The 14,505-nt window shown below is 70.0% G+C and carries 16 protein-coding genes and 1 pseudogene; 3 read left to right on the top strand and 14 right to left on the bottom strand.

Annotated features, from left to right (window positions below; all coding sequences use genetic code 11):
* Positions 1–29: 29 nt before the first annotated feature.
* Positions 30–1,541, bottom strand: coding sequence for an IMP dehydrogenase (guaB, locus tag ND450_RS36130; protein ID WP_253322685.1), 1,512 nt, complete (start codon positions 1,539–1,541; stop codon positions 30–32).
* A gap of 127 nt (positions 1,542–1,668) precedes the next feature.
* On the opposite strand from guaB, the gene ND450_RS36125 reads away from it, so the two are divergent.
* Positions 1,669–2,052, top strand: a complete 384-nt coding sequence (locus tag ND450_RS36125; protein WP_253322684.1) for a DUF5319 domain-containing protein — start codon at positions 1,669–1,671, stop codon at positions 2,050–2,052.
* A 151-nt stretch (positions 2,053–2,203) separates the two neighbouring features.
* On the opposite strand, the gene ND450_RS36120 is transcribed toward ND450_RS36125, so the two are convergent.
* The 6 genes and pseudogenes from ND450_RS36120 to ND450_RS46140 all read right to left on the bottom strand — a co-directional run.
* Positions 2,204–3,097, bottom strand: a complete 894-nt coding sequence (locus tag ND450_RS36120) for an anti-sigma-D factor RsdA (RefSeq protein ID WP_253322683.1) — start codon at positions 3,095–3,097, stop codon at positions 2,204–2,206.
* Positions 3,098–3,670: a sigma-70 family RNA polymerase sigma factor gene (locus ND450_RS36115; RefSeq protein ID WP_089915126.1), complete on the bottom strand. Its 573-nt coding sequence runs from the start codon at positions 3,668–3,670 to the stop codon at positions 3,098–3,100. It lies immediately after the preceding gene.
* Positions 3,671–3,991: 321 nt separating this feature from the next.
* On the bottom strand, positions 3,992–4,588 hold the full coding sequence (locus ND450_RS36110) for a response regulator transcription factor (protein ID WP_030471988.1): 597 nt from the start codon (positions 4,586–4,588) through the stop codon (positions 3,992–3,994).
* Positions 4,589–4,669: 81 nt separating this feature from the next.
* Positions 4,670–5,566 (bottom strand): hypothetical protein, encoded by an 897-nt coding sequence (locus ND450_RS36105; RefSeq protein WP_253322682.1) that lies wholly within the window; start codon positions 5,564–5,566, stop codon positions 4,670–4,672.
* 201 nt (positions 5,567–5,767) lie between these two features.
* Positions 5,768–6,334: a hypothetical protein gene (locus ND450_RS46145; protein WP_371927813.1), complete on the bottom strand. Its 567-nt coding sequence runs from the start codon at positions 6,332–6,334 to the stop codon at positions 5,768–5,770.
* Positions 6,335–6,472: 138 nt separating this feature from the next.
* Positions 6,473–6,706, bottom strand: a pseudogene (locus ND450_RS46140) (MerR family transcriptional regulator); the annotation flags it as partial.
* A gap of 180 nt (positions 6,707–6,886) precedes the next feature.
* On the opposite strand from ND450_RS46140, the gene ND450_RS36095 reads away from it, so the two are divergent.
* Positions 6,887–7,183: a WhiB family transcriptional regulator gene (locus ND450_RS36095; RefSeq protein WP_089915132.1), complete on the top strand. Its 297-nt coding sequence runs from the start codon at positions 6,887–6,889 to the stop codon at positions 7,181–7,183.
* Between the two features lie 94 nt (positions 7,184–7,277).
* On the opposite strand, the gene groL is transcribed toward ND450_RS36095, so the two are convergent.
* Positions 7,278–8,906 (bottom strand): chaperonin GroEL, encoded by a 1,629-nt coding sequence (gene groL / locus ND450_RS36090; RefSeq protein WP_253322681.1) that lies wholly within the window; start codon positions 8,904–8,906, stop codon positions 7,278–7,280.
* 84 nt (positions 8,907–8,990) lie between these two features.
* Positions 8,991–9,284, bottom strand: a complete 294-nt coding sequence (groES, locus tag ND450_RS36085; RefSeq protein WP_030478362.1) for a co-chaperone GroES — start codon at positions 9,282–9,284, stop codon at positions 8,991–8,993.
* 172 nt (positions 9,285–9,456) lie between these two features.
* Between groES and ND450_RS36080 the strand changes: the two genes are divergently transcribed.
* Positions 9,457–10,962: an alkaline phosphatase gene (locus ND450_RS36080; protein ID WP_253322680.1), complete on the top strand. Its 1,506-nt coding sequence runs from the start codon at positions 9,457–9,459 to the stop codon at positions 10,960–10,962.
* A gap of 56 nt (positions 10,963–11,018) precedes the next feature.
* Here the strand turns inward: ND450_RS36080 and ND450_RS36075 are convergent, their stop codons facing one another.
* From ND450_RS36075 to ND450_RS36055, 5 genes are all read right to left on the bottom strand, one after another.
* Positions 11,019–11,435, bottom strand: a complete 417-nt coding sequence (locus tag ND450_RS36075; protein ID WP_253322679.1) for a WXG100 family type VII secretion target — start codon at positions 11,433–11,435, stop codon at positions 11,019–11,021.
* 365 nt (positions 11,436–11,800) lie between these two features.
* Entirely contained in the window at positions 11,801–12,856 is a 1,056-nt protein-coding gene (tsaD, locus tag ND450_RS36070) for a tRNA (adenosine(37)-N6)-threonylcarbamoyltransferase complex transferase subunit TsaD (RefSeq protein ID WP_089915145.1), read from the bottom strand.
* Positions 12,849–13,307, bottom strand: a complete 459-nt coding sequence (gene rimI / locus ND450_RS36065; protein WP_089915148.1) for a ribosomal protein S18-alanine N-acetyltransferase — start codon at positions 13,305–13,307, stop codon at positions 12,849–12,851. The genes tsaD and rimI overlap by 8 nt, the downstream gene beginning before the upstream one ends.
* Complete coding sequence (gene tsaB / locus ND450_RS36060) at positions 13,304–13,984, bottom strand: tRNA (adenosine(37)-N6)-threonylcarbamoyltransferase complex dimerization subunit type 1 TsaB (RefSeq protein WP_253322678.1); 681 nt, start codon at positions 13,982–13,984, stop codon at positions 13,304–13,306. Before tsaB ends, rimI begins: the two co-directional genes overlap by 4 nt.
* 132 nt (positions 13,985–14,116) lie before the next feature.
* A complete protein-coding gene (locus tag ND450_RS36055) occupies positions 14,117–14,461 on the bottom strand; it encodes a hypothetical protein (RefSeq protein WP_253322677.1) in 345 nt (114 codons plus the stop codon).
* Positions 14,462–14,505 lie beyond the last annotated feature (44 nt).

Below are 14,505 nucleotides of genomic sequence, written 5' to 3'. Positions count from 1 at the left end.
GTGCAAGCAGCCGGAACGGCCGAGTGACTCTAACGGGTGGTGTAGTTCGGCGCCTCGACGGTCATCGTGATGTCGTGCGGGTGGGACTCCTTCAGGCCCGCCGCCGTGATCCGCACGAGCTGCGCGTCCTGCAGCTCGGTGATCGTGCGGGAGCCCGTGTAGCCCATGGCCGCGCGCAGGCCGCCGTTGAGCTGGTGCACGACCTGGGACAACGGGCCGCGGAACGGCGTGCGGCCCTCGATGCCCTCGGGGACGAGCTTGTCCTCGTTGAGCACGTCGTCCTGGAAGTAGCGGTCCTTGGAGAACGACTTGTTCTCGCCGCGGGACTGCATGGCCGCGAGCGAGCCCATGCCGCGGTAGGTCTTGAACTGCTTGCCGTTGACCAGGATCAGGTCGCCGGGCGCCTCCTGGGTGCCCGCGAGGAGCGATCCGAGCATCACGGCGGACGCGCCGGCCGCGATGGCCTTGGCGATGTCGCCGGAGTACTGGATGCCGCCGTCACCGATCACCGGCACACCGGCCGCGCGGCAGGCCAGCGAGGCCTCGTAGATCGCGGTGATCTGCGGGACGCCGACACCGGCGACGACGCGCGTGGTGCAGATCGAGCCGGGGCCGACGCCGACCTTCACGCCGTCCGCGCCCGCGTCGATCAGGGCCTGGGCACCGGAGCGCGTCGCGACGTTGCCGCCGACGACGTCCGTCGAGTCGCCGAGCTCCTTCTTGATGCGGGCGACCATCTCCAGCACGCCGCGCGAGTGGCCGTGGGCCGTGTCGACCATCAGCACGTCGACACCCGCCTCGGCCAGCGTCATCGCGCGGACGAACGAGTCCTCGCCCACACCCACGGCGGCGGCGCACAGCAGGCGGCCGTCCGGGTCCTTGGTGGCGTTCGGGTACTGCTCGGTCTTCACGAAGTCCTTGACCGTGATCAGACCCTTGAGCTTGCCGTCGCCGTCGACGATCGGCAGCTTCTCGACCTTGTGGCGGCGCAGCAGGCCCAGCGCGGCCTCTGCCGACACGCCGACCTGCGCGGTGACCAGCGGGCCGTTGGTCATGACCTCGCTGACGCGCTTGCTGTGGTCGAGCTCGAACCGCATGTCGCGGTTCGTGATGATGCCCACCAGCTTGTTGTTCGCGTCCGTCACCGGCACGCCGGAGATGCGGTAGCGCGCGCACAGCGCGTCGACCTCGGCCAGCGTGGCGTCGGGCGAGCAGGTGACCGGGTCGGTGACCATGCCGGCCTCGGACCGCTTGACGGTCTCGGCCTGGCGGGCCTGGTCCTCGATGGAGAGGTTGCGGTGCAGCACGCCGATGCCGCCCTGCCGGGCCATCGAGATCGCCATCCGGCCCTCGGTGACCGTGTCCATCGCGGCGCTGGCCAGCGGGATCTTGAGGGTGATGTTGCGCGAGATCCTGGTGCTCGTGTCGACGCCACTGGGGACGACGTCGGACTCGGCAGGCAGCAGGAGCACGTCGTCGAAGGTCAGTCCCAGCATGGCGAACTTGCCCGGGACTCCGTCAGCGTTGAGCTCGCTGGTCATAGCGGGTGACTTGCCTTCCGTCGTGCGGTTTGCTCCCCCTCCTGCGAGCGTGGTTTCCGCAGGCGGAGGCGGTGCGACCCATGGTATCTGGACGGCTCCGGGGGCACGGGGGGTACCGTGCGGGGTCGTGCCGCACGACGCGTTGCCACCAGACCCCTTCGCAGGCGACCCAGAGGACCCAGCGCTGTCCCTGGGCGAGCCCGACCACGACCATCCCCCGATGGACGACGACGAACGGACGGAGCTGGTCAGCGACCTGAGCGACCTCGCCGTCTACCAGGCGCTGCTCGAACACAGAGGCGTGCGCGGCATCGTCGTGGACTGCGGTGAGTGCGAGGAACCGCACTACCACGACTGGGCGCTGTTACGAGCCTCACTGGAGCAGTTGCTCGCCGACGGGCACATGCGCCCGCACGAGCCGGCGTTCGATCCGAACCCCGGGGCCTACGTGAGCTGGGAGTACTGCCGCGGGTACGCGGACGGGGTCACCGCGACCGAGTCGGCGCGCTGACTCCCGGACGGCCTGTGAGGTGTGCCGCACCCCGGCGGGCGGTCCGCGCAACTCGACCGGTCACATTCCACCTGACGTGTGAACGCCCGAGCATGTGAACGGCCCCTGACCTGCGAGGGTCAGGGGCCGTTCACACTGCGTCTCAACCGGCTCAGCTGCCGGTGGTCTGCCCGGCGGTCTCCGCGTTCGTCCCGGTCCCGCTCGACCCGGGGTTCTCACCCGTGCCGGGGTCCGGCGGCGGAGGCGGCGGCGGGTTCTGCTCGCCGTTCGACGTCGGCGGTGCCGGGGTCTCGGACGACGGCGGCGTGGACGGCTCCGTCGTGGTCGGCGGCGTGGACGACGTGGACGGCGTGACCGAAGGCTCCGAGGACTTGGGCGGCTTCGTCGGCTTCGGCGTCGTCGTGGTCGGCGGCGCGGTCGAGGTGTTGGTGTCGAGCTGCTTCTCCAGCTCCTTGTGCTTCTCCTCGAGCTGCGCCTTGCCGTCGGCCGTGGAGACCGAGCCGAGGCTCGCCTCGACCTTGTTCAGCTTCTCGCGGGCCTCGTCGACCTTGCCCTCGCGCAGCGCCAGACGCGCCGACTCGAGGTCGGTGTTGATGATGGCCGCGGCCTCGATCGACTTCGCGTGCTCGGAGTAGAGCACCTGCGTGAGGCCCCACAGCGTGTCGCCGGGCTGTGCGTCGCGGGCCACCAGGCTCACGCCGGTGAAGGCGATGGCCAGGACCGCGGCGGCACTCGCCAGCGGGATCAGGAAGCGATGCCTGCTCACGGGCTGCGGACGGGCAGCCTGGATCGTGGCGATCGCCGTGTCGGTGTCGACGAGCTCGGTGAACGGCTCCGTCTCCACCTCGTTGCGCCACGCGAGCAGCAACGCGTTCAGCTCGTCGTCGACGAGTGAGCCGGCCGCACCCGGTGTCGCAGAACCCAGCGCGTCCAGCAGCTTGTCATCAGCCTGCACTGCCGAAAGATCGTCGGCGACGGGTTCGTGCGGGGCTCTGTCGTCCTGTCCGCGCACTTCCTCGTCGTCCTTCCCGTGTTCGTCGGCCACTCAGACCACCTCCTCCGCTGCCAGCGACTTGCGCAGACGAGCGAGCGCGCGGTGTTGCGCCACCCGTACCGCACCCGGCGTCGAACCGACCGCCTCGGCCGTTTCCTCGGCGGAGAGCCCGACCACCACCCTCAACAGCAGGATCTCCCGCTGCTTCTCCGGCAGGACGCGCAACAGCACCGCCATCCGGTCGGAGAGTTCACCCTGCATCGCCCGCTGCTCGGGACCGGCGTCGGTCTCCGGCGCGTCGGGGACTTCGGGAACGGGCTCGGAGCGGTTCCTGGCTGCGGACCGATGTGCGTCGGCGACCTTGTGCGCCGCGATCCCGTAGACGAACGCGAGGAAGGGCCGACCCTGGTCGCGGTAGCTGGGCAATGCCGTGAGCACCGCGAGACACACCTCCTGGGCCACATCGTCCGCCGAAGCGAAGCTCCGCTCCTGCCTGCCAACTCGGGCGCGGCAGTACCGCACCACCAAGGGACGTATGGAGGCCAGCAGGCGTTCGATCGCCTGGCGGTCGCCGTCGACGGCCGCGCCCACTTCGGCGTCCAGTCCGTCCCCCAAGTTGGTCATCGCAGACAACAGCCCTGGTGTTACTTGTTGGCGTACCGACAGGAAACAGCACGAGTCACTCACAGCGACCCGTTGCAGCAGCTTCACCGTACCGTTCTGCGGGCGTTCTGTTCATAGGTGGGGTATGGACACCCCGCGTGAACAGCCGACACGCCCGAACGGCTTACAGCCCGGCGACATTGTCACCGGGCTGGGCTAATTGCGCGACCCCGAGAACCACCAGTTGCACAGGTGGGCCGGAGTGGGCCGTCTCACGCCACCGGCCCCGCTTCCCCACATGCGGCATATGAGGACGCGGGGCCGGTGCGGCAAGAGCGACTCCTACTGGACGAGGCCTCGCCGGAAGCCGTGCGCGACCGCCTGAGCGCGGTCACGAACACCGAGCTTGCGGAAGAGACGACGTGCGTGCGTCTTCACCGTGTCCTCCGACAGGTAGAGCTCGCGGCCGATCTGGCCGTTGCTCTTGCCCTGGCTCATGCCCCGCAGCACCTGGAGCTCACGCTCCGTGAGCTGCACGCCGGGGTCGGAGGGCTGCCTCGGTGCCGGCACCGAGGTGCTGGCGAGCGTGTGCGCGAGGGCTGCCACAAGCTCGGGACGCGACGCGTCCCACCTCAGGTAGCCGCGGGCACCGCCGGCGATCGCCGCGGCGATGCTCCCGGCGTCGTCGGGTGCTCCGAAGACGATGACGTTTGCCTGCGGATTCGCGGAGACGAGCCGACGGGTTGCTTCAACCCCGGTCGGGACGGCGCGCTGGGTTCCCACCAGGACGACGTCGACCGGCTGCCTTGAAAAGCGAGCCAACAACTCGTCACCGTGCGCTACGCAGTCGATGCGGCTAACCCCGGGGACAGCCGACATCACGCGGGTGAGACCCTCCCGCACACTGCGCCGGTCGTCGCAAATAAGGACCGTGGTCACGGGGACTCCTTTCCTGCAGCCGAGTGACGTTCCATCTCCCCTATCGGACGCTGGAGGCCCGACCTTGACACGATCCGGTGCTTAATCCGTCAAGAAGTTCGCCTGAGGGTCTGCGTTCGGGGGTTCCCCGGAACGGAGCAGCTCACTCGGCACCCACGGGGAATCAAGGGCGACCCGGCGGCTGACGGGATCAGCTCTCCGCAACACGCAGCTCAGAGCCTTAGTCGCCCGGTCGAGGGCGGTTGCGCCCATCGTGGGAGCGTGGCTCGCCAGAACGAGAGCGCTCGGCCAGATCAACGGCTGAAGCCCGTTTTGAGCACTGTGATTTAGCTCACACTCGACTAGTTCAAGCCCGCGATTCAGGCCGTCGGGTGTCCCCCACACGACCAACGAGGTGCCCAGGACGAGTGCCGACTTGAGCTCGTGCCGGAGCGCCTTCCTGCTCGTCGCCACCTCGTACGCCGCCTCCGCGGGGGCCACTGCTTCTCGTGCCAGACCCGACGCCAGGGCGATCTCGGCGGTCACCCACCCCTTGCGGACCTCGCTCCGCCACGACTGCGTCTCAACTCGTGCGAGCAACCTGCGGGCCTCGTCCAGGCGTTGAGCACCGAGCGAATCGGCGGCGAGACCGAGCAGGGCGTCGGCCCTGGCTCCCGCCGCGTCGATTCCGTCTTGGTCCTGGGTGCCCGTTTCTCGGAGTTCGACGAGGGCGGCGCCGTCGAGGGGGCGGGCCAGGTGGTGCGCCCCCAGCTGACGGTGGTGGGACGCGCGAGTTGAGAGAGCGAGGGACGCGATCACCGGGTCGAGGTCGTGACGGAGCGCGTCCAAGGCGGTGGCCGCGGCGGCGTAGTGGCCTTGGCCGCCGAGCACCACCGCCGCCAGCCATCGGGTTCGGGGGCTCGCGGCGGAGAGGGCGGGCCAGACGTCTCCGCCGGGCTGGTCGCCGAACGCGGCGCGGCGCAGCTGCTCTTCGGTCACGGCGAGGAGTCTGCCGCCCGGTGGGGGCGGCGTGGTGGGGGTGGGGTGGGACCGAGCCTGGAAGAGCCGGTCGTCGCGCTTGGGCAACGGGTAGCAGGTCTGAGGCGTCAGGCAGCGGGAGTCTGGCGGCAGGCAGCGCGCGCCTGGTGTTAGGCACCAGGCAGCGGGCACCAGTCAGCGTCAGGCGTCAGGCAGCGGGCGTCAGGTGACGGCCGCCTCCACCGCGTCCACCGCCGCCGCCAGGTCCTCCACCCGCTCCGCCGGCCCGGCCACCACACCGCGCCGCCACCCCGGCCCTCCCACGAACAGCCTCACCTGCTGCCGGGTCCGGGGCAGCGCGGAGATCACCCCCGGATCGGCGTACCGCGGCAACTGCGCCCACAGCACCACCGCGGACGGGGCGGTGCGGCGCACGGCGGCCGCCAGCGCGTCCATCGGCAACGCCGCTCCCAGCTGCCTCACCACGACGCCTCGCTGCGCCAGTTCCGCGGCCAGCGGGTAGAGGGGGAGGTTGTGCCTTTCCTCCGGCATGCAGGCGAGCAGCACCGGGCGGTGGTTGCGTCCGGCGCTGACCAGGGGTGTGGCGCGCACGAAGGCCGCGAGCACGCACTCGTTGAGCAGGTGCTCGACCTCCACGCCTGCGCCGGAGAGCTGCCAGCGGGCGGCGACGGCCGTCAGGACCGGGCGCACGACTTCGTTCCAGGTGGCGATGACGCCGTCGGCGGCCAGGGAGTCGGCGAGCATCTCCTGGACGGCGATCGAATCCATGGCGAGCGCTGCCCGGCCCAGTCCGCGGGCAGAACGTGAAGCTCCTGGCAATTTCAGGCCGCGGCCGCCGGTGGGGGCCGCGGGCGCGTCGCCGTGGGTCATCGACGATTTCGAGTCGAGTGCGAAACGGGCCGCTTCGGCCGATGAGGCGCCGCGAAGAAGTGCGCGCTGCATCAATTCGAGCCTGGCCACGTCGGGCGGTCCGTATTTGCGGTGCCGGCCCGTGGTGTGGCCGGTCGGGCCGAGGCCGTAGCGGCGGTCCCAGGTGCGGAGGGTGGCGGGAGCCACGCCGAGTCGCCTGGCCACCGCGGCCACTGAGAGAAGGGGCTCACTCGTGTGACTACCGGTCGATTTGATCTCCGGTGGTGTCATCACGAGAGCCATGTTCCGTTCACCTCATCCGGTCGGCAACTCCGGGCGGTGAGTGATCGAACACGCGTGCCGTCACCCATCAGTTGATAAGGGTCTTCAGCCTCTTGAACAAGTTTTGACGCGGTTCTACGGTGGATCATCGTTAAGCCGAATGGAGCAGTCGTCACGGAGGCGGTCTCGATGGCGGACACCCGAAGGCTCCCCGGTCCCAACGCAGATCTCTGGGACTGGCAGATGCGCGGTTCGTGCCGGGGCATGGACAGCGCGTTCTTCTTCCACCCCGACGGCGAACGGGGTCCGGCGAGAGCCCGGCGGGAGGCTCGCGCCAAGGCTGTCTGCCTCGCGTGCCCCGTGCTGGAGATGTGCCGCAAACACGCTCTCGCGGTGCAGGAACCGTACGGAATCTGGGGCGGGCTCTCGGAATCGGAGCGCGACCACATCATCAAGGCACGAAAGCGACAACTGGCAATAGTCTGAACGAAAAACCGGGGTTGGCACCAAATGAATGGCGCCAACCCCGGTTTTGTTCGAGCTCGAACTCGTCGTCCCACCAAACGCGGGACGGACGAACTCAGTGGCCGTGCCCGTGGCCGTGGCCGTGACCGGCCGCAGCCGAGAGGGGCTCGTCTTCCTTCTTCTCGACGACGGCGCTCTCGGTCGTGAGCACCATGCGCGCGATCGAGGCGGCGTTCGCCACGGCGGAACGCGTGACCTTGACCGGGTCGATGATGCCCTGCTCGAGCAGGTCGCCGTACTCGAGCGAGGCGGCGTTGATGCCGAAGCCCCACTCGCCCTCGCGGACCTTGTTCACCACGACGGCGCCCTCGAGGCCCGCGTTCGCGGCGATCCAGAACAGCGGCGCGGACAGGGCCTTCGCGACGAGCGCGACACCCGTGGCCTCGTCACCGGTCAGGCCGAGGCCGCCGTCGAGCACCTTGGAGCCGTGCACGAGAGCGGAGCCACCGCCGGGGACGATGCCCTCCTCGACCGCGGCCTTCGTCGCGGCGACCGCGTCCTCGATGCGGTGCTTGCGCTCCTTGAGCTCGGTCTCGGTGGCGGCGCCGACCTTGATCACGGCGATGCCGCCGGAGAGCTTCGCGAGGCGCTCCTGGAGCTTCTCGCGGTCCCAGTCGGAGTCCGTCGCCTCGATCTCGCGGCGCAGCTGCTCCGCGCGGCCGGCGATGTCGGCCTTGGTGCCGCCGCCGTCGACGATCGTGGTGTCGTCCTTGGTCACGACGACGCGGCGGGCGGTGCCCAGCTGGTCGAGCGTGGTCTCGGACAGCTTGAGACCGATCTCCGAGGAGATCACCTCGCCGCCGGTGACGACCGCGAGGTCGTCGAGGAACGCCTTGCGGCGGTCGCCGAAGAACGGCGCCTTCACGGCGACGACCTTCAGGGTCTTGCGGACGGCGTTGACCACCAGCGTGGACAGGGCCTCGCCCTCGACGTCCTCGGCAATGATCAGCAGCGGCTTGCCGGACTCCGCGACCTTCTCGAGGATCGGGAGGACGTCGGCCAGGGCCGAGATCTTCTCGCGGTGCAGCAGGATGCGGACGTCTTCGTAGACGGCCTCCTGCGCCTCGAGGTCGGTCGAGAAGTGCGTCGACACGTAACCCTTGTCGAACTGCACGCCCTCGGTGATCACGAGCTCGGTCGCGAGCGTGGACGACTCCTCGACGGTGATGACACCGTCCTCTCCGACGCGCTCGATGGCCTCGCCGAGCAGGGCGCCGATGGACTCGTCACGCGACGAGACCGTGCCGACCTGCGCGATGTTCTCGCGGCCCTTGACCGGGGTGGCCTTGCCCTTGAGCGCGTCCACGACGGCGTCGGAGGCGGCCTGGATGCCACGGCCGAGCGCGGTCGGGTTGGCGCCCGCGGCGATGTTGCGCAGGCCTTCCTTGACCAGGGCCTGTGCCAGCACGGTGGCGGTGGTGGTGCCGTCACCCGCGACGTCGTTGGTCTTGGTGGCGACCGACTTGGCGAGCTGAGCGCCGAGGTTCTCGAACGGGTCGTCCAGCTCGATCTCGCGAGCGATGGTGACACCGTCGTTGGTGACCGTCGGGCCACCGAACTTCTTGTCGAGGACGACGTGGCGCCCGCGCGGGCCAAGGGTGACCTTGACCGTGTCCGCGAGCTTGTTCACGCCGCGCTCGAGAGCCCGACGAGCGTCCTCGTCGAAGCTGATCTGCTTGGGCATTTGACTCAAAGCCTCTCTGGGTAGCGAAACGCCCCGGAAGCCCCGGATGGGGCGCCGGGGCGTCAGGCATGACAGCCGAGCGTCTTAGTTGACGACGGCCAGCACGTCGCGGGCGGAGAGGATCAAGTACTCCTCGCCGTTGTACTTGACCTCGGTGCCGCCGTACTTCGAGTAGATGACGACGTCGCCGACGGCCACGTCCAGCGGGACGCGGTTGCCCTTGTCGTCGATGCGGCCGGGGCCCACCGCGAGGACCTTGCCCTCCTGGGGCTTCTCCTTCGCGGTGTCCGGGATCACGAGGCCGGAGGCAGTGGTCGTCTCGGCCTCCGAGGCCTGAACGACGATCTTGTCCTCGAGCGGCTTGATGTTCACGCTCACCGGGATGACCTCCACGGGTCGTTGGCAGGTTCGAATTAACGGCTCCTGCCACCCCGCCGTCGCGGGGGTCGGGGCGGTGCTGGTGCCGTGCAATTGGCACTCTACCCATGAGAGTGCCAAGGCTTCAACGAGACCCCCGAACCGATCACCATCCGGGAGCCGTATTCAGGGCATGTCCCCGTTGACGCGCCGAACGCTGCTGCTCGCAGGCGTGGCAGGAGTCACAGCGCTCACCGCCGCCGCTTCGGCGCGGCCCGCCGACCCTTTCACACTCGGTGTGGCCTCGGGCGACCCGGCACCCGACGGGGTGGTCCTGTGGACGCGGCTGGCCGTCGACCCGCTCGCCGACGACGGCCTGGGAGGCATGCCGTCACGTCCGGTCGAGGTGCTGTGGCAGGTCGCCGCGGACGAACGATTCACCCGAATCGTGCAACACGGCTCCACCACGGCTCGACCCGAGGACGCGCACAGCGTCCACGTGGAACTGGTCGGCCTGGAGCCCGGTCGCGAGTACTTCTACCGCTTCAAGGCCCTCAACCACCTCTCGCGGACGGGCCGTACGCGCACGGCACCTCCTCCTGGCGCATTGCACGTACCGCTGACGATGGCCTTCGCGTCGTGTGCGCAGTACGAGCACGGCTACTTCACGGCCTATCGAAGACTCGCGGAGGACGAACCGGACCTGGTGCTGCACCTCGGCGACTACACGTACGAGTACGAGAGCGGCATCCACGTCGCCCCGAGCGGCAACGTCCGCCACGTCGAGGGCCCGACCACGGTCACGCTCGCCGGGTACCGCCGCCGCCAGGCGCAGTACAAGACCGACCCGGACCTGCAGGAAGCGCACGCCGTGGCGCCGTGGGCGGTGATCTGGGACGACCACGAGATCGACAACAACTGGGCGGGCCTGCTGCCGGACAGACCGCAGCCGGACTTCCCCGCCCGCCGCGCCGCGGCGATCCAGGCCTACTACGAGAACATGCCCCTGCGCAGGTCACCAAGGCTGTACCGGCGGATCGGCTGGGGCTCGCTGGCCACGTTCCACATGCTCGACACCCGCCAGTACCGGACCGACCAGGCGTGCGGCGACGGCCTGCAGCTCTGCCCCGAACGGCTCGAACCCGAACGCACGATGCTCGGCGCCGCGCAGGAGGAGTGGCTGTTCGCCGGCTTCCGCGGCTCGCGGGCGCGCTGGGACGTGCTCGGGCAGCAGGTGTTCTTCTCGCAGTACGACTACATCCCCGGCGAGGTCGACAAGTTCCTGCTGGACGCGTGGGACGGCTACGTCGCCGACCGGGACCGGGTCGTCGCGGGGTTCGCGGACGTGCGGAACCCGGTCGTGCTGACCGGGGACGTGCACGCGGCGTGGGGCGCGGACGTGAAGGAGCGATGGGACGACCCGTCGTCGAAGACCCTCGCGACCGAACTCGTCACGACCTCGATCACGGCCGGAGGCGACGGCTCGGAGGAGTACGCCGAGACACCGCTGTGGCTGCGCGAGAACCCGCACGTGAAGTACTTCAACAACCGGCGCGGTTACACGATCAGCAGGTTCACGCCCGATGAGCTGCGCACGGACTTCCGCGGGCTGGACTACGTGACGCGGCCGGGGTCGCCGGTGCGGACCAAGGCGTCGTTCGCGGTGGAGGACCGGAGCCCTGGCCTGCACCGGTTGTAGGACGGCGGGTCACCTCGGGGACCGTGGGGGCGGTCAGGCCGCACAACCACCCGGCGTCACTCCTTCCGCACCGGAGCCATCGGACCCTCCACGAACATCCCGGCCCTCTTCTCCTCCATCGGAGTGAACGAGGCGTGCACGAGCCGCCCCGTCTCCATCCCCACGAGCCCTGGACCGGCCGGGATGTTGTTCGCCTCGGCGACGTGGGCCTCCTCGCCGGCCGTGATGACCTTGCGATTGGCGTGCATGAGGTTGATCATTTCGCTGAGCTTGCCGGCGATGAAGTAGCAGTCGTCCATCCAGGCCTGCATCGACGAGTCGAAGGCGGCGGAGGCGTCACCCGTCCAGGTCGACTTCAGGCCGTACAGCGCGTCGTCGACTGCCGTGACACCGTTTCTGACCAGGCAGAAGACGTCGGTGAGGTAGCCGGCCGCCTGCACCATTCCCGGGGTGGTGGTGGACGTTCGCGCCATTGGAGTTCTCTCCTAGCTCTGTACGCACCGGCAGCGGGATCGAACCGCTCGATCGCAGGTCACTGAGCGAGAATGAACCACAGCGTCAGCCAGGAACTTCGAAACCTACTCGCGAGTAAGGGTTCCTGCGGGAGGATGCTGCACGTTCAGTCACTCGCGGCGCGCGGAAGGCGAACGGACGGGGGCGTGGCGACGGCAGGAGACGAGCCGGTCGCGGCCACACCGGCCTCCGGCGCGCGGACCGGGCCGCGTTTCCGTTCCTACCGCGACGAACAGCCTGTTGGATTTGCCGGACGAACTCGTGCGGCTACTGCGCACACGAAGAACGACCAAGGCCGTTCTTCGTGCACCTGCCCCGTCCGCGTTCAGAAGATCTGGACGGTCCCGACCGGCAGGCCCGGGTTCGTCGAGATGTCCATCGAGGACGGCTTGGCGCCCGCCGCGACCAGGTGGGCGCCGAGCGCCGCGATCATCGCGCCGTTGTCGGTGCACAGCCGCGGCCGCGGCACGCGCAGCTCGATGCCCGCCTCGGCGCAGCGCTCGGCGGCGAGGCCGCTCAGGCGCGAGTTCGCCGCGACGCCGCCGGAGATGACCAGCGTGCCGACGTCCAGGTCCTTCGCGGCGCGGATCGCCTTGGCGGTCAGCACGTCCGCGACGGCCTCCTGGAACGACGCGGCGACGTCGGCCAGCGGGATCTCCTCGCCGGCGCGCTCGGCGCGCTCGACCCAGCGGGCGACCGAGGTCTTGAGGCCCGAGAACGAGAAGTCGTACTTCGCGTCGCGCGGGCCGGTGAGGCCGCGCGGGAACGCGATCGCGCAGCCGTTGCCGGTCTTCGCGAGCTTGTCGATGGGCGGGCCGCCGGGGTACGGCAGGTCGAGCAGGCGCGCGACCTTGTCGTAGGCCTCGCCCGCCGCGTCGTCCACGGTGGAGCCGATCTCGGTGATCGAGTTCGCCAGGCCGCCCTCGACCAGCAGCAGCTGGGAGTGGCCGCCGGAGACCAGCAGCGCGAGGCAGCGCTGCGGCAACGGGCCGTGCTGCAGCGTGTCCGCGGCGACGTGGCCCGCGAGGTGGTTCACGCCGTAGAGCGGCTTGCCGAGCGCGGCCGCGTACGCCTTGGCCGCGGACACGCCGACCAGCAGCGCGCCGGCGAGGCCCGGACCGGCCGTGACGGCGATGGAGTGGATGTCCGAGAGCTCGACCTTCGCGGTGTCGAGCGCGCGGCGCATCGTCGGGACGAGCGCTTCGAGGTGGGCGCGCGAGGCGACCTCGGGCACGACGCCGCCGAAGCGGGCGTGCTCCTCGACGCTCGAGGCGACCTCGTCGGCGAGCAGTTCGAGCGAGCCGTCCGGACCGAGGCGGACGATCCCGAAGCCCGTCTCGTCGCACGAGCTCTCGATGCCGAGGATCAGGCGATCAGACACTTTGCGCAGGCCTTCCCATCGTGTACGCGTCGGCACCCGACGGCTGGTAGTAGCGGCGGCGCAGGCCGAGTTGCTCGAAGCCGTGCGCCTTGTACATCGCGATCGCGGGCTCGTTGTCCGTGCGGACCTCGAGGAACACGGGAACCCCGATCTCGTCGACGCGGGTCAGCAGGTCGCGCAGCAGCATCTTGCCGACGCCCCTGCCCTGCCAGTGCCCGATGACGGCGATCGTGTGCACGCTGGCCTCGTGCGGCGACGCGGCGAGCCCGGCGTACCCGATCAGCTCGTCGCCGTCGTACGCGCCGACGTAGTAGTTGCCGTTGTCGAGCTCGCTGTGGAACGCGTTCTCGCTCCACGGGTCGTCACCGGGGAACAGGGCCAGCTCGATCTCGTGGCACTTCGGCACGTCGGCGTGCCGCAGCGGCGCGAGCGTGACGGTGCCCGTGGTCATGCCCTGGTCACCCGCTTGCGCCCCGTCGGCTCGACGGCGTCGGGGCGGCGCAGGTAGAGCGGGGTGAGCGCGGCCGGGCGGGCCTTCGCGAGCACCTCGGCGGCCGCGGCGGCGACCAGGCCCTCCGGGCTCGGGTGCTTCGCGTCCAGGAGTTCGAGGCCCAGCACCTCGGCGTAGATCTCGGCGCCCTCACCGGTCGCCTGGTGCACGCCCAGCGCGGGCAGCTTCCCGGCGAGGTCCTGCGGGCGTTCGACGTGCGGCCCGTCCGTGCGGCGGCCGGCGGCGTCGTAGGCGGCCCAGTAGACCTCCCTGCGCCGCGCGTCGGTCGCGACGAGCAGCGGGTGGCCGCTGGCGGCGTCCTTGGCGATGGCGTCGGTGGTCGCGACCGGGTAGACCGGGAGGTTCAGCGCCTGGCCGAGCGCGGCGGCGGTGGCGAGGCCGACCCTCAGGCCGGTGAACGGGCCGGGGCCCGCGCCGACGACGATCGCGTCGAGGTCGGCGAAGGTCCTGCCGGCTTCCGCGAGCGAGTCGGTGATGTGCGGGGTGAGCAGCTCGCCGTGCGCCTTGGCGTTGAGCGTCACCCGCTTCGCGAGCAGGCGCGGCGGGGAGTCGGGCGCGAGTTCGACCACACCGGCGGTGACTGCGGGGGTGGCCGTGTCGACGGCGAGCACTAGCACGGTTGACCAGGGTAGTACCAGCCCCCGGCGGCCATCCGGTGGGTGGTTCCAGCGGGCGAAGCGCCGGAACCACCCCGGAGGACCGCCGGGGATGGCAGACGGGCTCGTTCTGCCATCCCCGGCGTCCGTCGATCAGCCTGCCGAGTTGCCGTTGCAGGCGACGTAGGACGGCGAGTGGTCGACCGTGAAGATCTCCAGCGGGCCGTTCCACTGCCACGGCGCGACGCAGGCGTTGTCCAGCACGCTGATGCCGTCGCCACCGCGGCCGGTGTGGTTGTCGTTGCACGCCGCGTAGCCGGGCGCGTGACCCTCGTGCAGCAGCGAGAGCGGACCGTTCCACTGCCACGGGGCGGCGCAGAAGTTGTCGGCGACGCTGATGCCGCCGTCGCGGTCGTGCTCGCCCGCGGCGGCGGGAACGGCGGCCGCGATCAGCGCGCCACCGATGACCGCGGTGGCGAGGAGAGTCTTCTTGATCATGCGCGACTCATCGGCCCGCCGAGGTCTGTCCTTAATGGACTTCA

Origin of the sequence: Lentzea sp. HUAS12, from assembly GCF_024125735.1 — a bacterium.
In the GTDB taxonomy this organism is placed as follows: domain Bacteria; phylum Actinomycetota; class Actinomycetes; order Mycobacteriales; family Pseudonocardiaceae; genus Lentzea; species Lentzea albida.
The sequence above is the reverse complement of the archived record's forward strand: the minus strand, read 5'-3'. Positions and strand labels throughout refer to the sequence as shown.